Source organism: Enterococcus sp. AZ129 (assembly GCF_051714505.1).
GTDB lineage: Bacteria > Bacillota > Bacilli > Lactobacillales > Enterococcaceae > Enterococcus > Enterococcus faecalis.
The window spans coordinates 399,469-419,160 of the sequence record NZ_JBIORY010000001.1; the positions used below are offsets into that span (position 1 = coordinate 399,469).

A 19,692-nucleotide genomic window follows, 5' to 3' on the forward strand; every position below is an offset into this window, starting at 1 on the left:
TTTTTTAATTTTTTCGTTATTTTTTTATCTGTAGTTGCTGTTAAAACAAATAAATATTATTTTGAATTCGTTATTTTATTTTTGTGAAAAAGGGACATCTTTTATAAAAGTAAAAAAAATTAAGCAAAGAGTGTTGACAAAAAAAACGAAAAGGAATATGCTACATGTACAAGTTAAATACAAAGCAATGACAGAAAAGCAGTAGAGAAATAACCACTGTTACAGAAAGCTAGTGGCGCTGGAAACTAGTACACGTTATTTATCGAATTACATTCTTGAGCTTCTGCCTACAGGGCACGGGTAACAGCGTTATTTGTTAAGAGGTATATAGTATTTTAAATAAACTAAACTATGTATAAATTTGGGTGGTACCACGAGAAATTCGTCCCTAAGTCGTTTCGACGACTTAGGGATTTTTTGTATTCTTTTTTTGAATACGTGGCAGACCAAAGAAAATTTCGTGAACCCGTGTATACATAGAAATAAACACGGGATATCGTGTAAAAACAAGTGTGTTAATCGTTTATTTCGTTAAATGAACGATTTCCTATAAAGAGATAATTATAAATATGGAGGGTGATAACATGAATATCATTGACGAGCTAGCATGGCGTGATGCAATCAATCAACAAACAAACGAAGAAGGACTAAGAGAACTTACAGAAAATACGAGCATTTCGCTATATTGCGGTGTCGATCCAACTGGAGATAGCATGCATATTGGACATTTAATTCCTTTTATGATGATGAAACGATTCCAATTAGCAGGTCATCACCCATACATTTTAATTGGTGGCGGAACTGGAACAATTGGTGACCCAAGTGGACGAACAACTGAACGTGTTTTACAAACGATGGAAGCTGTGCAACATAATGTGGACAGTCTTTCAAACCAAATGAAAAAATTATTTGGTAAAGATGCTGAGGTAACAATGGTGAACAACTACGATTGGTTATCAGAACTATCTTTATTAGATTTTTTAAGAGATTACGGGAAAAACTTTAATGTCAACACGATGTTGGCAAAAGACATTGTCGCTAGTCGTTTAGAAAGTGGTATTTCCTTTACAGAATTCACATACCAAATTCTTCAATCAATTGACTTTTACACATTGCATAAAAAACATAATATTCAATTGCAAATTGGTGGCGCTGATCAATGGGGCAATATCACTGCAGGATTAGATTTGATTCGTAAAAAAGAAGGACCAGAAGCCAAAGTATTCGGGTTAACCATTCCTTTAATGCTAAAAGCAGATGGTACAAAATTTGGGAAAACAGCGGGTGGCGCTATCTGGTTAGATCCTAAGAAAACCTCACCATTTGAATTCTACCAATTCTGGTTAAACCAAGATGATCGTGATGTCATCAAATACTTGAAATTCTTTACTTTCTTAGATAAAGAAGAAATCGATGCGTTAGCTGAAAAAGTTGAAAAAGAACCAGGTAAACGTGAAGCACAAAGACGCTTAGCTGAAGAAGTGACACGATTTGTTCACGATGATGCAGCATTAGAAGAAGCGCAAAAAATTTCAGAAGCTCTTTTCTCAGGCAATATTAAAGACTTAACGATTGAGGAAATCGAGCAAGGGTTAGAACATGTGCCAACTGTTGAAATTACCAAAGATGCTAAAAACATCGTAGATTGGTTAGTTGACACAGAAATCGAACCATCAAAACGTCAAGCTCGCGAAGATGTGAGCGGAGGAGCTATAAGTATTAACGGTGACCGAGTTACCGATTTAGATTTTGCAGTCGATCCAACACAACATTTCGATGGAAAATTCGTTGTTGTACGGAAAGGGAAGAAAAATTACTTTTTAGCAAAAGTAATGGATTAGAAATTGATAATAATTTCACGAAGAGAAGACGTGTGATTATTTGATCAAAGTTAAAATTCTATTTCTCCTTACAGGTAGTGGTGAAACCGTTAATACACCTAATAAGAGTGGGATTGTACACACAATCCCACTCTTATTTTTTTATATAATGGTTCTGACAAGACACCTTGTGAAAAAATTATAAAATTAAAGAGCTATGATAACCATTGTTATTTTTCTTCTTTACACTTTAGCCGTTTGGGTGTAAGTTGTGAATGCAAAATCTAATTCATTAAAATTTGTAAGGAGGAATTTTCGTATGAAAAACGAAAAATTAGCAAAAGGCGAAATGAACCTTAATGCACTATTCATTGGGGACAAAGCCGAAAACGGACAATTATATAAAGACTTGTTGATCGACTTAGTAGATGAACATTTAGGATGGCGTCAAAACTACATGCCACAAGACATGCCAGTTATCTCTTCTCAAGAACGCACATCTGAAAGCTACGAAAAAACTGTCAACCATATGAAAGATGTATTGAATGAAATCTCTTCTCGCATGCGTACACATTCAGTTCCATGGCATACAGCAGGTAGATATTGGGGACATATGAACTCAGAAACATTAATGCCTTCTCTATTAGCTTACAACTTTGCAATGCTATGGAACGGGAACAACGTTGCCTATGAATCTTCTCCAGCAACTTCTCAAATGGAAGAAGAAGTAGGACATGAATTTGCTCACTTAATGAGCTACAAAAATGGTTGGGGACACATCGTTGCTGATGGTTCTTTAGCTAACTTAGAAGGCTTATGGTATGCCCGTAACATTAAATCATTACCATTTGCTATGAAAGAAGTAAAACCAGAATTAGTGGCTGGCAAATCAGATTGGGAACTATTGAACATGCCAACAAAAGAAATTATGGACTTATTAGAATCAGCTGAAGATGAAATTGATGAAATCAAAGCTCATTCAGCTCGTTCAGGTAAACATTTACAAGCAATCGGTAAATGGTTAGTCCCACAAACTAAACACTATTCTTGGTTAAAAGCTGCTGATATTATCGGTATCGGTTTAGATCAAGTTATCCCAGTACCAGTTGACCATAACTACCGTATGGATATCAACGAATTAGAAAAAATCGTTCGTGGCTTAGCAGAAGAACAAATTCCAGTGCTAGGTGTTGTCGGTGTAGTTGGTTCTACTGAAGAAGGTGCCGTTGACTCAATCGATAAAATTATTGCTTTACGCGATGAATTAATGAAAGACGGTATTTACTATTATGTACACGTTGATGCTGCTTATGGTGGTTATGGACGTGCCATCTTCTTAGACGAAGACAACAACTTCATCCCTTACGAAGATTTACAAGATGTTCACGAAGAATACGGTGTCTTCAAAGAGAAAAAAGAACACATTTCAAGAGAAGTGTATGATGCATATAAAGCAATCGAATTAGCAGAATCAGTAACAATTGACCCTCATAAAATGGGTTATATCCCTTATTCAGCTGGTGGTATCGTTATCCAAGATATCCGTATGCGCGACGTTATTTCTTACTTCGCAACTTACGTATTTGAAAAAGGTGCCGATATTCCTGCGTTACTAGGTGCTTATATCCTTGAAGGTTCAAAAGCTGGTGCAACAGCTGCTTCTGTATGGGCTGCACATCACGTTTTACCTTTAAACGTTGCAGGTTATGGTAAATTAATTGGTGCTTCAATTGAAGGCTCACATCATTTCTATAACTTCTTGAATGATTTAACATTCAAAGTTGGCGACAAAGAAATCGAAGTCCACACATTAACTCATCCAGACTTCAACATGGTTGACTATGTGTTTAAAGAAAAAGGCAACGATGATTTAGTAGCAATGAACAAATTAAACCATGATGTATATGACTATGCATCATACGTTAAAGGAAATATTTACAACAACGAATTCATTACTTCACATACTGACTTTGCTATTCCAGATTATGGCAACAGCCCATTAAAATTTGTAAACAGCTTAGGATTTAGTGACGAAGAATGGAACCGTGCAGGTAAAGTAACTGTGTTACGTGCTGCTGTAATGACTCCATACATGAACGATAAAGAAGAATTTGATGTTTACGCTCCTAAGATTCAAGCTGCTTTACAAGAAAAATTAGAACAAATTTACGACGTAAAATAATTGAATCTTAAACGGAAAAAAGAAATGGTAACCGAACGAGGGAACGTTCGTCTGGTTGATTTATTCAATAGATAAATCAACCAGACGGCTAACCTCTTAACCAATTCTTTGTCTGGGTAAGAGGCAGTCGAATGACTGTTTTACTCAGCGTATAACAGTCATTCATGCTCCTTATCCAAAATCTTATAAGGAGTGTACAAAATTGGATAAACAACAAGTTAAAAAAATTGAATTAGGTACTTTTATCGGTTTAACAATGGCATTGTGTGCAACTGTACGTAGTATCCCAACACTTGCTGCTGTTGGTTGGACATTAATTTCTTACACAATTTTCGCGGTCTTATTCTTTGCTGGTCCAATCGCATTGATATCTGGTGAATTATCTACGATGCTTCCTCAAGAAGGTGGCCCTCAACTTTGGGTTAAAACTGCCTTAGGTAGCAAATGGGGTTTTGTTGTCGCTTGGTTACTATGGGTGCAAATGTTCCCAGGAATGGTAATGGTTGCTTCTACATTAGGCCCTTTGCTAGGTAATACATTTGGTAATGTTCATTTAGGTGAAAATCATTGGTTCGTATTAGGTTGTATCTTAGTGATTTACTGGATTATTACAATCTTGAACTTGAAATTTGACATGGCGAAAGTTGGCGGAAATATTGGTGTTTGGCTAGGTGTTTACATCCCAGTATTAGTTATGTTTGTTTTAGGTCTTCTTTCAATGATTAAAGTAGGCTTAACACCTGGCGGCTATTTAGGTGCCTTCTCTTGGTCAAAAGTTTTACCAAACTTAGAAAATATGGACACATTTAAATATCTAGCAGGGATTGCGTTTATCTTTGTTGGGATTGAAATGTCTTCTGTTTATATTCCTCGTTTGAAAGATGCAACAAAAAATTATACAAAAGGCGTTTTCATTTCATTAATTGGTTTAGTTTTATTAAACGTTATTAATGCAATGTTTGTTGCTAATATTGTTCCAAATGGCAAAATGGAATTGTCTAACATTACACAACCAATTTTGCTTTATTGTGACGTTTTAGGTTTACCAACAATTATTGGTAATATCTTTAGTTTCATGGTCTTCTTAGGTGTGTTATTACAATTATCTGCTTGGGTTACTGGACCATCAAAAACAATTATTCAAGTTGCTCGTGATGGCTTATTGCCACCAAAATTTGGTTTCCATCGCGAAAATAAATATGGCGTTTCTCGTAATGTTGTGTTAACACAATCTGTGGTTATCTCATTATTCGCTTTACTTTATGGGGTAATGGATGATGTCAACGCTGTATTCTTAACTTTAACAAATGCAACAACAATTATTTATAGTATTGTGTATGTATTGATTGCGATTTCCCTAATTAAATTACGTAAATCTCAACCAGATACACTACGTCCTTACCGAATTGGTAAAAAAGGTAATGGCTTAGCTTATTTAGTGGCAGCAATGTTAATTTTTAGTGTTATCATTGTTATTTTCGCCACATTAGGTACAACAACCGTGACTGATGCAGTCTTAGTTGCATTAATCACTATTGTTATGTTTGTGATTCCGTTAATCATTAATCGCTTTAAAAAAGCAAGTTGGGCAACGGAAGTAAAAGAAGATTTAGGTGAATAAAAAGGCTAGCAATTATTTTGCTGAGTGCCTCTTCACCTGATGACTATAGTAAATTGTCGTTTGGAAACTGAAGCAAGTTCGATTATTGCTTCAGTTTTCGCTTTCCATAAAAGGAGGTTTTCATATGAAATCAACGAAACCCACTGTTTCGTTCGCTGAAAGTTTAGGCATTTTGATTGCCTTGTTAGCGATTCTCGGGTACTTAATTATTGGTCAAAAATTAACCCCTCACATACCGATTCTTTTTGTATTCATGTTGTTGTTGCTTTATGGCAAATGGAAAGGATTTTCTTGGGATGAGATCCACGAGGGCATTGTGGAAGGGATCAAACCAGGAATCATTCCGATTATTATTTTCTTGCTGATAGGTGTCTTAGTTGCTACTTGGATCTTGTCTGGGACGATTCCAACAATTATGGTCTATGGTTTTAAAATTATCTCAGTGAAGTTCTTCTTACCAACCGTTTTTGTGGTCTGTGCACTAGTTGGTGTGACGGTAGGGAGCTCCTTTACGACTGTTTCAACTATGGGGATTGCCTTTCTAGGTATTGGACATATTCTTGGATTCGACAATGCGATGACAGCTGGTGCAGTTGTTTCAGGTGCCTTTTTGGGGAACAACATTTCACCGTTATCTGATACAACAAACTTAGCTGCTGGAATTGGTGGCGTGAACCTTTTTGAACATATACTAAACATGATGTACACTGTTATTCCGGCGTTTATTATTTCGATTGTCGGCTATATCTTCTTGGGGCATCAATCTGGCTCGGCGGATTTACAATCGGTTGATGCAATGGTCCAAACGTTACATCAAGGATTCTGGATTTCACCGATTACATTGTTGCCAGTAGCGGTTTTATTCTTATTCGCCTGGAAAAAGGTACCGGCTATTCCAACGTTACTAGTCGGCTCTACAGTGGCGGTCATCTTAGCTTTTATAAATGATCATCACCTAAGTTTAGCGAAAGTTTCTACCATCTTAATGAGTGGTTATGTGGCAGATACAGGGGACCAAAGTATTGATACACTTTTATCTCGTGGTGGGATTGAAAGCATGTTAGGTTCTGCTGCGTTGATTATTTTGGCATTAGGTTTGGGCGGCTTGTTGATTAAGTTTAACATCGTGGCTACTTTAATTGATAAAATTAAAGGCTATGTGAATAATCCAGCTAAATTAATCGCTTTAACTGCTTTAAGTTCTGTGGGAATTAACTTACTAGTTGGCGAACAATATTTGTCAATTATTTTACCAGGGGAAACATTTAAATCCTCATTTACTCGTTTAGGTATTGATAAAAAATATTTAACTCGTACTTTGGCAGATGCTGGGGCGGCAGTCAACTCGTTAATTCCTTGGGGAGTTAGTGGTACCTTCATTATGGGAACGTTAAAAGTTGGTGCACTAGAATACTTACCATATGCCTTTTTCCCATTGCTTTGTCCTATTATCACTGTCATTTTGGGGATATTCTTAAAAAAACAACAAGGGGAAAACAAAAAAGCACCAGGGACTAACGTTGAATTGTGAGTTTTTTCAGATAATTAAACAATTGGTTACGATTGAACCTCAGTGTATCTACTGATTGGTTCAATCGTTTTTTCGTCACAGATTTTTTACAATTCTTCATATAATCTTTGAAGCTCCTTAAAGGCAATTTAATTATTCTAAGTTATGATACAAAGGATCAATCAAATAGGTGGATGAACGTGGTGTTAAACTCATAGAGACTAACAGTAGTTTATTCTTGCTCAATGTTGAGGTGTAGGTTCGAATCCTACCGTCCACTTTCTGTTATTTAAACCAACTAGAACGAAACACAAACAAGTGACGGATACAAATGATTAAGGTACAATAAGGGTAGGGAAAACAAGGAGGAATTCTTATGAAAAAGATAGGGCTTATTTCTAGTGCTTTTCTTTTAACCCTTGCTTTAGCAGCATGTGGCGGCGGAAAAAGTACAGAAAATACGGATAGTCGTTCCAGTGCTGCGGAAAGTACCACAGTCGAGAGTACAAAAGCATCTGCTACAAAAGAATCAAGTAGCAAAGCAGCAACGAAATCTAGTGATGCGAAACCGTCAGGAACAACGACAGCTGATTCGAAAGCAACAGCTTCTTCTACGAAGGAAGCGGCAAATAATGGCTCAGCAGAGAAGCAATCATCAGCGAAAAATGCGAATCCAGATGACCAAGCCAACCAAGTGCTTAACCAGCTAGCAAACATGTTTCCTGGTCAAGGCTTACCGCAGGCAATTTTAACGAGTCAAACGAATAACTTTTTAACTGCAGCGACAACATCACAAGCGGATCAAAACAATTTCCGTGTTTTATATTATGCAGAAAAAGAAGCGATTCCAGTGAATGATGCACGTGTCAATCAGTTAACGCCAATTAGTTCTTTTGAGAAAAAAACATATGGCTCTGATGCCGAAGCAAAAAATGCAGTGAACCAAATCATTGACAATGGCGGTCAGCCAGTAGATTTAGGTTACAATATTACTGGGTATAAACAAGGGGCGGCAGGTTCTAGTTACTTATCTTGGCAAGAAGGCAATTGGAGTTTAGTCGTACGGGCCTCAAATATCAATGGTGAATCGCCTGATGATTTAGCGAAAAATGTTGTCAACATTTTGGAACAAGAAACATTACCAGCACCGAATACCGTTGGTCAAATCACACTGAACGTGGCAGGAACCACTGACTATAATCGAAACTCAGTAGTTTGGCAAGCCGGTACAGTCGTTTACTCTGTCCATCATTTTGACCCAATTCAAGCAGTGAAGATGGCAACATCAATGTAATTAATAAAAAGAAAGCGTGCGACAATGCCCATTGTCGCACGCTTTCTTTTATTATTTTTGTTCTGTATAACCTTGTGACTCCACCAATTCTTGGCTTTTCTTCATGCTGATTCCCTTAGAAGAATCTCCATCAATCTGGATACCATCCACTTTTTTGGCTTTATCATAATCAAGTTTTTCATAATTAATCGTCAATTTTTCGATGGCTTGTTTGTCCTCATAGGTCAGTTTGTAATCAAGCCCTTTGATGTCCTCATATTGTTTAGAAACGGGTTCCAACGCTGTTTTTGCCTCTTCTTTTGTAATCCCCAATTTGTCATAAGAAACAATGTTTTTAGCCGTTTGCGTTAAGACTTTATCTCCTTGGTACGTATAGGTTAAGGTGGAATCAATCCCATCTTGTGGCGAACCTACAAAGGTTTTTGTCTCTATTTTTGAACCGCAACTTGCAAGAAAGAATACCCCAATAAAAATTAAAAATACGCGTAAAAACTTTTTCATTTCTAGATAACCTCCTTTAGCTGTTTATTCTTGACTGTAACATAACATGGCAAATAATTACTGTTAAGTAGAAAGCTTGTGAGAAGTCCAGCAAATAAAAAAATTGCCTCTTCTCATAAAAATGAAGAGGCAAGTTTTTTTATTTAGTAATATCACTTAAATCTGGTTGTGAGTGAGCCAATCGACTGGCAGCCGCAGCCGCAATTGCGCCCACGATATCATCCAAGAATGTGTGGATATGTTCGCCATCATGCGCATTTAACTCTTTTAAAATGCCTGGTTTTACCTTGTCGATATACCCATAGTTCGTAAAACCGATAGATCCATAAACATTTACAATGGAGAGCGCCATAATTTCATCAATGCCATAAAGCCCTTCATCTTCCGTTAAAATTTCTTGTAACGGTGAGAGTAGCTTGTTTTCTTCTGCCAGAATATCCAGTTGGACACCTGTAATAATCGCGTTGTGTACTTCACGCTTTGTTAACACGGCATCAACACTTTCTAAACAAGTATCTAATGTTAAATTATCAATATAATCTTTTTGTAAAAATAACACAAGTTCAGCTAAATCATTCATTGTTACGCCACGTTCTTGCAATAAACGACGTGCGCTATTTTCTAACGTATCTCCTTGGATTACCATTTTTTGTCCTCCTAATTTCTGCTTTAGTTGAAGTTCTTCTTTCATGGTACCAAAAAGAACGATAAAGGGGAATTAGAATCTATTTTGGTAGAGAATAATTTAGTTGAAGTGTTATTTTTAGTTAAAAATTACTAAGCGTTCGGTTGTAACGATGCCATCACTTGTTTTAATTGTGTCACTGATTTTTGGAAGAGTTCTTTTTCAGCGGCATTCAGATTCAATTCAATAATGTCAGTCACACCTTGATTGCCAACGACTGCAGGAATCCCTGTAAATACATCTTGTTGCCCATATTGCCCATCTAAGTAAGCTGAGACAGGTAAAATAGCTTGTTCATTATTTAAAATGGCTTTAACAATGCGTGCAGTACTCATACCAATCCCATAATAGGTCGCTTGTTTGCGATCGATAATTTCATAAGCTGTATTTTTCACTTTATCAGAAATGATTGGTAAATCGTCACTAGTTAAGCGCTCTGTCGTATCCACAATTTCTAAAATAGGTTTGGTACCAATCATGGTATGAGACCAGACAGCCACTTCAGAATCCCCGTGTTCGCCAATAATATAGCCGTGAACATTGCGTGGATCAATCGCTAAACGTTGAGACAGTTCTTTGCGGAAACGAGTTGTGTCCAAAGTTGTACCAGTTCCAATTACTCTTGAAACAGGTAAACCAGAAGCTTGCCAAGCCACATAAGTCAGTACATCGACAGGATTTGAGGCAATCACTAAAATTCCATCAAAACCAGATTTCATGATATTGTTAACAATTGTTTTCATAATTTCTGCATTGATTGAAACCAAATCTAGACGACTTTGCCCAGGTTTTTGATTAGCGCCAGCTGTAATCACGACGATATCGGCATCTTGGCAGTCTTGATAGTCGCCAGCCCAGACGTTTACATTTTCTTGACCCCAAGACACACCATCTAATAAGTCAATTGCTTCGCCTTCAGATTTGGCTTTGTCAATATCAACTAAGATTAATTCATTCGCAATCCCTTGGTTGATCATGGAATAGGCAATACTTGTGCCAACAAAACCAGTACCAATAATTGCGACTTTTTTGTTAAATACTTTCATCGTTCATCTCTTCTTTCTGTAATATTTCTTTCTTAGTGAATTATATCACGAACTTTTTAGGTGTGGTTATACCAATCTGTAATAGTCTTTATTAACAATTTAAATAAGGAAAGCGTGCTTTTTTTGTTATGATAAGAGTAGGAAAATAGAGGAGATAAGGAGGCAAAATGACAACGACAACAGTGTATTATGCAAGCAATAATGAAAAACAGCCGAACCGTTTTCAACTAGTTATCGGTAGCTGTAGCTATGAACTTCCAAAAATAGAAATCTACGAAATCCTGGAATGTGTCGCTTCAGCATATGGCTATCAAAAAGAACCATTCATTGAAGAACAAACAGAATGTTTTGTTAAAGGCAACCGTTGTATACATGTTTCCCAACAAGCGACGACGTTGACTTTTGTTGTGAATGATCTGCGTTTAGTAATGGAAAAACAATGCCGGAATCACGAAGAAGTCTTTCAAGAAGTTAATCATATTTTATTGAATATTTTTGAGGAGACCCCTTGTGTTTTTCTCGAAAAGTAGGAAAGAAGGATTAAGATGAAACAGGTGAAAATAACAACTACCTCAGATTTGATTAATGGCGGCTGCAATGCCTGTCCGAATGTGAAGTGTACGAATTATCTTGTTCATGTAGAAGATGAAACAATTGCGTTAGAAACACTAACCGTTGCAGATTTAGTAACTTTATTAGCACTCAAAGAAGGGTTTCGTCAAAAATTAGTTATGGAAATGTTCGAAGAATATACGGTGTTTGAAAGGGAAACTCATCAAGTTGTATTCAAGGAAGAGGAAACGAGAATTCTTTTTCAATCAAAAAAACAGACCATTCAAAGCACTCTTTTGTGTAAAGAGCCACAACAAGTGTTCCAAGAAACCCAGCAAATTTTACACCAACTATTTGAGTTAGAACCTTTTGAATTTGAATTGGTAGAGGAAACTGATGAATAAAAAACAGGAAAACGATTTAGCGAAAGCTAAGTCGTTCTCCTGTTTTTTAGGCTTGTCGTTCACGAATTTTTTCAACGATTCGGTTATAAACTTCAGAGAAGGAAGTATTGGCATGGTGATCGGTCTGGACAATGAAAATTTTTCGAGAAGCAAAGGACTGATCAATTGGTTGCCAGGGGATCTCATCGGAAATAGATAATCGAGAAACAATTGATTGCCCAATGTTATTTTTTAGTAATTGTAACAGGACTTCGTTGTTGTTTAATTCGATAATTGGTAAGTTGATGCTGTGTTCGTTGAGATAAAGCTCATTGAAAAAACGTAAGCCAGAGTTCTTTTCTCTTAAGAGCCAAAATTTTGAAGCGGCATCTCCTGCTAGAACTAGTTGGTCTTCATAAACAATTTCTTTGTGTAGATTTTTGGTTTCAATGGGTTTTTCAATTAGTCCAATGTGGGCATGATTATTTTGAACCATATCCACGACTTCGTTTGAATTCATCAGTTGAATTGAAAAGTTGATGAGTGGAAAAGCGGTAACCAAACTCTCCATAATATCTGGCAATAAATAAATAGCAACTGTATTTGAAGAGGCTATAATGCAGTCTTCTTTAAAATTCTCTTTTTCTGCAGCTTGCGCAAAAGAAGTAGTTAAGCTTTCAATAATCGAGAGCATTTTTGGATATAAAAAATCAGCTTCTTTGGTAGGAATAACCGATTGTTTTCCATTACGATAGAACAGCTTGATCGAAAAGTGTTGCTCTAATTTCTTGATTTGCAAAGAAACAGTTGGCTGAGAAATATACAATTGTTTGGCCGCCGCACTAAAATTTTTGGTTTCATACACAGCAATAAATGTTTTGATCCATTCGAACATAAAATCGCCTCTTTCTATTTACTATCTTAATAGTTGGTATTGCAAATATTTATTTTACAAATATAAATATTTCATTTAGTATAATAACATACTTTTGATTAATATCAATAATAATAAATAAAGACGGAGTGTGACTACATAATGGTAGAAAGTGCGAAAAAATTCTTGCGGAAAGTCCCGATTCCCATTTGTGGACTAATTTTAGGGATGGTTTCTTTGGGGAATTTACTTTATTCCTTGGGATATGCAACAATTGGGACCATTTATTGTGTACTTGGCAGTCTCTTAATGATTTTAGTTATTTTAAAAATTATTTTTACAATGAAACATGCATTAAGCACCTTAGATGATCCAATTATTGCTTCGGTATCACCAACATTTACAATGGCTTTAATGGTTATCTGTGTTTTCTTAGATCGGATATTTACCAATGCTGCTTGGATTAACGTGTTGTGGATTGGCGCAGTGATTTTACATTTTATTTTAATGATTTATTTTGTAGCGGTGCATATTTTTCCAACAAAAATCGAACTGGAACATATTTATCCAAGCTGGTTTATTACGTTTGTCGGCATTGGCGTTATTCCTAATACTTCTCAATTGTTTATCAATGAGTTGGGAAAAATTGTTTTTTGGGTAGCGTTGTTCTTTTATTTACTCTTGTTACCAATTTTAATCAAGAGAATTACGAAGTCGAAAGAAATGCCTGAATCGACCATTCCTTTATTGACGATTATGACAGCGCCAGGTTCGTTATGTTTAGCTGGCTATATTTCAATGGGTGGTCATTTGTATATGCCATTAGTTGTTTTCTTGCTAATTTTGTCTCAATGTATTTATGGGATTGTAGTTGTGAATCTATATAAAATTATGCAAGTGACATTCTATCCAAGTTATGCTGCCTTTACATTCCCATTAGTGATTTCTGCGACAGCATTAGTCAAAGTTAAACCTTTATTTGCAGAAAAGGTAGGCCTAACGAGTCTGTTAAATATTTTGTCTACTTTTGAACTGTTATTAGCTGTGGCTATTGTAAGTTATGTGTTCATTCGATATTGCATTTTTTTATTCCAAAGAGAAAATAACACGAAAAAAGTGGAATTAAATTAAAAAAAAGAGAGGAAGCAAAGAGGTGAAGAAACTATTAATTACTGGAGGAGCTGGCTTTATTGGTTCTAATTTGGCTAATTTTTATAGTCAACAGTATCAAGTTTTTGTGATTGATGATTTGTCCATGGGGCGAGTGTCAAATTTGCAACAAACTGAGCAGTTGGTTTTTATTAAAGGAAGTGTGACGGATCAGCAATTATTGGACGAAGTACTTTCAAAGCATTCGTTTGAGTATATCTTTCATCTTGCGGCCGTGGCAAGCGTGGCAAGTTCTGTGGCACAGCCTCTAGAGACACATGAGGTCAATTTTTTAAGTGTATTGAAAATACTGGAATCAATAAAAAAATATCAAAAAAAGCTCAAACGTTTTGTTTTTGCTTCGTCAGCAGCCGTTTACGGTGCAGAGCCAACGTTGCCTAAAAGAGAAACTTCGGTGATTTGCCCTTTGAGTCCCTATGCTATTGATAAGTTTGCTGCTGAACGTTATGTTCTCAATGAATACCATTTACATGGGGTACCTACAAGCGCAGTTCGCTTCTTTAACGTCTATGGTCCCAATCAAAATCCTGCTTCACCCTATTCTGGTGTCCTGTCCATTTTGATGGATCGTTATATCCAATTAGAGCAAGGGCAAGCGAGCCAATTTCCAATATTTGGAGATGGTCAGCAAACACGTGACTTTATCTACATTGATGATGTCCTAACTGCATTAAATTTAGTAGCAACCAAAAGTGAAGCGTTGGGACATGTTTATAATGTGGGTACCGAAGTTGCCATTTCCCTTAATCAATTAATTGAAGAAATGAACCAATTAGTGGGACTTTCTTTGCCAGTTTCTTATCAAAAGGAACGAGATGGCGATATAAAATATTCTCTTTCAGATAGTTCTGCTTTGAAAGGCTTAGGTTTTTCACCCGTTTATTCAATTCAAGAAGGACTTCAAAAATATCTTAAGTTTACCCATAATACCCAAAATAGATAAAAAAAGACGAGACTTATTTGTTAAGTCTCGCCTTTTTTTGTGCAAATGTTTCGCCCCAATGGCAAAGTGAAGAGAGGGCATCGTAAAGAGCATATCCTTCCTAAGTGAGCGTATATTCCACACGCGGGGGCAGTTCGTTAAAGGATTCTCGATGGACTAGGCCATCTTTTTCCATTTCTCTCAAGCGATCTGTCAGGACGCGTTGAGTGATTCCGTCGAGCGCACGCATCAATTCACCGTTGCGCTTGGTTCCTTGGAATAATTCATCCATTAATGATAATTTCCATTTGCCGTTAATGGTGGAAAGGGCTAAGTTGATACTGGTTTGTTTATCAGTTGTCATAGTTTCTCCTTGTGACACGTAATGGTTACTTTTTTCTTCCTAGGTGAATAAAAAGTGCGTACTTTTTTTCTCCATCATAGTGAGTAATAATAACTATGTCAAGTAAGGTAAGAGGAAGGAAGAAGAAATATGATGTATCAAGATGTTGTTCGCAGCCGCCGTTCAGTTCGGGATTTTATGCCAGATGTTGAGATTCCTAAAGAGGAATTAATGGCCATAATTGAGGAAGCGATGTTCGCGCCAAATAGTACCAATTTAAATTCATGGCGTTTTTTAATTGTCACAGAAAAAGAACAAAAAGAAGCCCTTTACGAAGTTTCGATGCAACAACCAGCAGTTAAAGGGGCAGCGGCGGTGATTATTTTATTAGGTGATTTGACTGCTTATACAGTGGCCAATGCAGATGAAATCAGTGCTAAAGCTGTCGCACAAGGAACGATGACGGAAGAAATTCGTCAAGGAATTAATGAAAATGTTTCTTGGTACTATGATGTTAGCGAAGAACAAAAAAGAGAGTGGCTAATGTTAGACCAAGGCTTAGTTGCGATGCAGCTGATGCTTTCTGTAAAAGATCGAGGCTATGATACTGTGGCGATGTCTGGTTTTGAAACAGAAGCGGTTCGCAAGTTATTTAATATTGAGGATCATTTAGTGAACGGACTGATTATTCCGATTGGCAAAGCTCAAACACCCGGCTTTGAAACAGTCCGACGAGATGTTTCAGAAGTAGTAACTTGGTTAGACTAAAAAGCTAAACAGTTCTGTAATTGCTGTTTATTAGATTTTGAGCGTGGAACAAACATCCAAAGTGATTGTTGTCCCACGTTCGTTTTTTTGTTGATCATCCGCTTTTGAGAATGGCCAGAGAAGACGTTTAGTGAACCAATTTTGAAAGAAAGTGATACACTAGAAGAAAAAGAAGTGGGGCGACCTTATGCGTTATGTCATAATGCAGTCACGAGATATTCGTGAAAATTTAGCAACGGAAGATTATCTATTAAACACTCTCTCTTTTGAAGAGCCCTTAGTGTTGTTCTATATTCAGGAACCCTGTGTTATTTTAGGCCGAAATCAAAATGCTTATGAAGAAATTGACTTAGCTTATGCTAGAGAGAAGGGAATCGTTATTACTCGCCGTTTATCGGGCGGTGGTGCTGTTTATGATGATCTTGGGAATGTCAGCTTTAGTTTTGTTGTTCAGGAAGGACATCAAGCTTTTGGGGATTTTAAAGCGTTCACTAAACCAATTATTGAAGCATTACATAAAATGGGCGCAACGGGGGCCGAGATTAGCGGTCGCAATGATTTATTAATTGATGGGAAAAAATTTTCTGGCAATGCCATGTATACAAAAAAGGGGAAGATGTATACTCATGGTACCTTGATGTATGATGTTGATTTGGCAGAAGTTCAACGTGTCTTAACTGTTTCTAAGAAAAAAATTGAATCAAAAGGGACAAAATCTGTTCGGGGACGCGTAACCAATTTACGGCCGTACTTAGACGAAAAATATCAACAATTAACCATTGAGGAATTTCGCAATCGTTTACTGATGGAGCTCTTTGATGTCGAATCTCTAACTGAAATTGCGGAGAAAGAATATGTCCTAACCAAAGCAGATCAACAGGAAATTAGGAAATTGGTCGCTGAAGTGTATGGCAATGAAGCTTGGATTTTTGGTGAAGCGCCTAAATTTACGATCAAAAAAGAAGAAAAGTTTAAAGGCGGCATTGTGGATGCACGTTTGACTGTTGAAAAAGGTAAAATAATTGAGTTAACGATTTATGGTGATTACTTTGCCAAAAAAGAAACAGCGGAAATCGTTGCGGCTTTATTAGGTGTGGACTATCAGTATTCATCAATTTGGCAAGCATTAGCAGCGTTTAACTTTGAAGACTACTTTGTAAATATCACCAAAGAAGAATTTGTTCATTTATTGGTGGATTAATAAACGTGCTGGGACAAAAGTTAAAGAATCTTTTGTCCCAGCACGTTTATTTAATGATGGTTGGCTCTTGCTAGAAAAATTTCCCATGAACGTCCCAATTGCCAGTATCTTTGGCTTTTTTCAATGTTTGCATTCGACGGAAGCCAACAGGATGATCGGATAAGAAGTTACTCAATTTAAGCCAGATGGTATCATCATGTAAATCAATACTGTGAAAGTATTCTTCTAAATCCACACGACTGCCCATGTATTTTCCTGAAAATAAATAAATCATACTTAAAGCACCTTCTTCGGCGTAGTATAAACCTGCGCGATCAGCGGTATATTCTTGCGTTCTTGTAAAACTTTTATCTAACGCAACTGGTTTCAAAATAATGGATAACATTAGTCGCCATAAATTAGTGTGCCCACATTTATGGTGTCCTAGCTCGTGTGCCAAAATAAAGCGAATCAGCGAAAAATCGCCTGTATTGTACGCGATATCCAACAAATCACTGTGAATGACAACATAGCGTCTGTGTAAAGAGCATTTTGCCGCAAAAGCGTTTAAGACACCATTCCCGTTGATTAAATAAAGACGTGGCATCCTTAATTTTTTAGTGCCAAAGCCCATTTCTTTTGCCAAATCAATATACAAGGAATAAATTTCTGGTAACTGATTTTCTGTAATTTCCACTCCGTTAGAAGCAGTATCCATGTACATATAACGAATGGTAAAAAAAGCAATGACTGGCGCAATTGGTGCAATTAAGACAATTAATAACCAGTCAGGAATCGGCAAATCACTCAATATCAATAAGGCAACTAACCCCAATGCTAAAAACAATAAAACAAAACCAATGATAATCATTGGTACTTCAAAACGATAACGTAACTTAGCAACAGAAATTTCTTTCTTTTTTTCCTGCGGTTGACACATAAACATTCCTCCCCAAACATTTCCCAAACACTTTTTCAAATAAAATGACTTATCTGTTACTTCTAATATACCATTGGTTAATCGATAATGACAATGGTGGGAACTTGAATAAAGGTAATTATATCAAGTGATTAATGAAAGGGACTCGTTGTACGCGGGGAATTGGTCTATCTTGATTAAATAAAATTTTAATAATCTAACTGTTTTAGACGTAATAAAGTAGTTTCTGGAGTTAATTTTTTAATAACATACAAACGCAAAATCGCATGTTCAATTTTTTGTTCTTCTGGCGATAGCTCCGAATTTATATAGGATAACTTCTCGATTAAATAGGTTAAAAATGAGCCAGCACCTTGGCTGCCCACTAAAAAGCCCATTTCTTCCGTTTCGGTTAATTGTTGTTTTTTTAAGTGGTAAATTTCTTGTGCAAGTGCCCCCGAGATAATGATTTCATCTGTTTGCTTGTTCAAATTTGTTAGTAAGTCGCTTTTTGTTGCTACTGTAACAGTTTCCATTGCACTCATCCTTTGCTTTTATATGATACATCTAGTATAACATGGCCTCACTTTTTTTATTTTTCCTCTTGCTCTGGTACGCGTTTCATAAGGTAAGCTATGTGTATCAAAATATTGGAGGGCATGAAAATGAATGTTATAGTGGAGATAAGCGATAGACTTGGTATGGATTACTATTTTGTCTCGGTGACTACGACGGCCAAAAGTCTGCAGTTAAATAGTCCCAAAAAATACTATAAGATTTGGCATCAAGAAATTCCGTACCATCAGATAACGGAGTGGCACTTGACACAGCAGGAGGATATTCAGGAAATTTCTTTTGCTTGGCAGGAGACCTTTTATCGTTTTGTTGATTACGGAACAGGGATTGTGCCTTATTTAACTCAATTTTGTAAAGTAATGAGGTGAAAGTATGACAACAATTCGAGAAATTGCGCGCCTTTCAGGATCTTCAGTTACGACTGTTTCGCGTGTGATTAATCATCATCCGTATGTTTCTGAAGAAAAACGACTGAAAATCCAAGCAATTATCGATGAGTTGGGCTATAAGCCCAATATATTAGCGAGAAATCTTAGCTTTGGGAAAAGTAATACATTAGGTGTCATGGTTCCTTACACGAATCAACCTTATTTTGATGCTATTTTAAGTGGGATTATCCACCAAGCATTTCAACAAGGGATGATGGTCAGTTTATTACCAACGGATTATGATAAAGAAGTTGAAAAAAGTTACTTGGAAAAAATGGCCACGGGTGCGTTTGATGGCATGATTGTTTTGTCAAAGGCAAATCCTTTAAGTGTGTTTGCTCCGTATAAAGAGCAAGTTGTTTTTTGTGAAAAAATAGAAGACCCTAGTTATGCTAGTATCTATATCGATCGTTTAACCGTTTATCGGCGGGTCTTCCAAGCGTTGAAACAACAAGGATGTAGTGAAGTGGCAATTACGATTAACCGTGCACCAGAAAAAAGTACAAGCGCACGCTATTTAGTTGACGCATATCAGGAAATTTATGGAGCGATTCCTGAAAATCGGTTATTTAAGGACTGTTTAACCTATGAAGATGGGTGTGAAGTAGGACGTCACTGTGGGCAAGATTCAACGCTCCAAGCGGTTGTGACCAACGGTGATGAAATTGCCGCAGGGATTCAAGCCGTTATTGAAAGACCACTCTTTTTAGTGGGACAGGAGCAAACTTTATTAAGTGAAATTTTAAATTTTTCAACAATCTGTCATCCATTAATGGAGTTAGGGGAAAAAGCCACACATTTATTTCAAGAAAAACGGCCGAAAACGATTCAATTGACTTCTACATTTATTAATCGACAACCAGATTTTTCTTTTTCTTAGAAAAAAGCTGGTTGTTTTTTCTTTGGTAGAATAAGGTT

At 36.6% G+C, this 19,692-nt stretch carries 19 protein-coding genes, 1 pseudogene and 1 other annotated feature; of the genes and pseudogenes, 13 read left to right on the forward strand and 7 right to left on the reverse strand.

All coding sequences use genetic code 11. The annotated features are described in order from the left end of the window. Positions 1-178 precede the first annotated feature (178 nt). Positions 179-393: a binding site (T-box leader), on the forward strand. Positions 394-584: 191 nt separating this feature from the next. The 5 genes from tyrS (at position 585) to IGJ90_RS02050 (ending at position 8,427) form a co-directional block, all read left to right on the forward strand. Next, positions 585-1,841, forward strand: a complete 1,257-nt coding sequence (gene tyrS / locus IGJ90_RS02030) for a tyrosine--tRNA ligase (protein WP_002355444.1) — start codon at positions 585-587, stop codon at positions 1,839-1,841. A 298-nt stretch (positions 1,842-2,139) separates the two neighbouring features. Continuing rightward, complete coding sequence (tdc, locus tag IGJ90_RS02035) at positions 2,140-4,002, forward strand: tyrosine decarboxylase (protein WP_002355450.1); 1,863 nt, start codon at positions 2,140-2,142, stop codon at positions 4,000-4,002. A gap of 202 nt (positions 4,003-4,204) precedes the next feature. Beyond that, entirely contained in the window at positions 4,205-5,623 is a 1,419-nt protein-coding gene (gene tyrP, locus IGJ90_RS02040; protein ID WP_002355453.1) for a tyrosine-tyramine antiporter, read from the forward strand. Between the two features lie 124 nt (positions 5,624-5,747). Then, positions 5,748-7,154 carry a Na+/H+ antiporter NhaC gene (gene nhaC, locus IGJ90_RS02045; protein ID WP_002363118.1) on the forward strand — a complete coding sequence of 469 codons (1,407 nt, stop codon included), beginning with the start codon at positions 5,748-5,750 and terminating at the stop codon, positions 7,152-7,154. A 355-nt stretch (positions 7,155-7,509) separates the two neighbouring features. After that, a complete protein-coding gene (locus IGJ90_RS02050) occupies positions 7,510-8,427 on the forward strand; it encodes a hypothetical protein (protein ID WP_002363119.1) in 918 nt (305 codons plus the stop codon). 51 nt (positions 8,428-8,478) lie between these two features. On the opposite strand, the gene IGJ90_RS02055 is transcribed toward IGJ90_RS02050, so the two are convergent. From IGJ90_RS02055 to IGJ90_RS02065, 3 genes are all read right to left on the reverse strand, one after another. After that, a complete protein-coding gene (locus tag IGJ90_RS02055; protein WP_002355456.1) occupies positions 8,479-8,928 on the reverse strand; it encodes a YehR family lipoprotein in 450 nt (149 codons plus the stop codon). A gap of 139 nt (positions 8,929-9,067) precedes the next feature. Further along, positions 9,068-9,574, reverse strand: a complete 507-nt coding sequence (locus IGJ90_RS02060) for a phosphatidylglycerophosphatase A family protein (protein WP_002363120.1) — start codon at positions 9,572-9,574, stop codon at positions 9,068-9,070. Positions 9,575-9,705: 131 nt separating this feature from the next. After that, positions 9,706-10,659: an L-lactate dehydrogenase gene (locus IGJ90_RS02065; protein WP_002358635.1), complete on the reverse strand. Its 954-nt coding sequence runs from the start codon at positions 10,657-10,659 to the stop codon at positions 9,706-9,708. 167 nt (positions 10,660-10,826) lie between these two features. Here IGJ90_RS02065 and IGJ90_RS02070 point away from each other — a divergent pair, with 167 nt between their 5' ends. Beyond that, on the forward strand, positions 10,827-11,189 hold the full coding sequence (locus IGJ90_RS02070) for a DUF4809 family protein (RefSeq protein WP_002363122.1): 363 nt from the start codon (positions 10,827-10,829) through the stop codon (positions 11,187-11,189). Positions 11,190-11,204: 15 nt separating this feature from the next. Next, positions 11,205-11,615: a DUF4809 family protein gene (locus IGJ90_RS02075; protein WP_002358638.1), complete on the forward strand. Its 411-nt coding sequence runs from the start codon at positions 11,205-11,207 to the stop codon at positions 11,613-11,615. 46 nt (positions 11,616-11,661) lie between these two features. Here IGJ90_RS02075 and IGJ90_RS02080 read toward each other — a convergent pair whose 3' ends face one another. Next, on the reverse strand, positions 11,662-12,489 hold the full coding sequence (locus tag IGJ90_RS02080) for a LysR family transcriptional regulator (RefSeq protein ID WP_002355461.1): 828 nt from the start codon (positions 12,487-12,489) through the stop codon (positions 11,662-11,664). A gap of 141 nt (positions 12,490-12,630) precedes the next feature. Between IGJ90_RS02080 and IGJ90_RS02085 the strand changes: the two genes are divergently transcribed. Further along, positions 12,631-13,599, forward strand: a complete 969-nt coding sequence (locus IGJ90_RS02085) for a TDT family transporter (protein ID WP_002355462.1) — start codon at positions 12,631-12,633, stop codon at positions 13,597-13,599. Between the two features lie 22 nt (positions 13,600-13,621). Beyond that, on the forward strand, positions 13,622-14,581 hold the full coding sequence (locus IGJ90_RS02090; RefSeq protein ID WP_192444983.1) for a GDP-mannose 4,6-dehydratase: 960 nt from the start codon (positions 13,622-13,624) through the stop codon (positions 14,579-14,581). A 13-nt stretch (positions 14,582-14,594) separates the two neighbouring features. Here the strand turns inward: IGJ90_RS02090 and IGJ90_RS02095 are convergent. Then, positions 14,595-14,942 (reverse strand): annotated as a pseudogene (locus tag IGJ90_RS02095) (winged helix-turn-helix transcriptional regulator). A 111-nt stretch (positions 14,943-15,053) separates the two neighbouring features. Between IGJ90_RS02095 and IGJ90_RS02100 the strand changes: the two are divergent. After that, positions 15,054-15,671, forward strand: coding sequence for a nitroreductase family protein (locus IGJ90_RS02100; protein ID WP_002419964.1), 618 nt, complete (start codon positions 15,054-15,056; stop codon positions 15,669-15,671). Between the two features lie 187 nt (positions 15,672-15,858). After that, positions 15,859-16,872 (forward strand): lipoate--protein ligase, encoded by a 1,014-nt coding sequence (locus IGJ90_RS02105; protein WP_002389569.1) that lies wholly within the window; start codon positions 15,859-15,861, stop codon positions 16,870-16,872. Between the two features lie 70 nt (positions 16,873-16,942). On the opposite strand, the gene IGJ90_RS02110 is transcribed toward IGJ90_RS02105, so the two are convergent. Together IGJ90_RS02110 and IGJ90_RS02115 are read right to left on the reverse strand one after the other, a co-directional pair. Then, positions 16,943-17,797, reverse strand: coding sequence for a M48 family metallopeptidase (locus IGJ90_RS02110; RefSeq protein ID WP_002392656.1), 855 nt, complete (start codon positions 17,795-17,797; stop codon positions 16,943-16,945). A 182-nt stretch (positions 17,798-17,979) separates the two neighbouring features. Next, positions 17,980-18,315, reverse strand: coding sequence for a hypothetical protein (locus IGJ90_RS02115; protein WP_002355470.1), 336 nt, complete (start codon positions 18,313-18,315; stop codon positions 17,980-17,982). Between the two features lie 114 nt (positions 18,316-18,429). On the opposite strand from IGJ90_RS02115, the gene IGJ90_RS02120 reads away from it, so the two are divergent. Both IGJ90_RS02120 and IGJ90_RS02125 read left to right on the forward strand, forming a co-directional pair. Next, positions 18,430-18,714, forward strand: coding sequence for a hypothetical protein (locus IGJ90_RS02120; RefSeq protein ID WP_002366136.1), 285 nt, complete (start codon positions 18,430-18,432; stop codon positions 18,712-18,714). Between the two features lie 4 nt (positions 18,715-18,718). Further along, positions 18,719-19,654 (forward strand): LacI family DNA-binding transcriptional regulator, encoded by a 936-nt coding sequence (locus IGJ90_RS02125; protein ID WP_002366137.1) that lies wholly within the window; start codon positions 18,719-18,721, stop codon positions 19,652-19,654. Positions 19,655-19,692 lie beyond the last annotated feature (38 nt).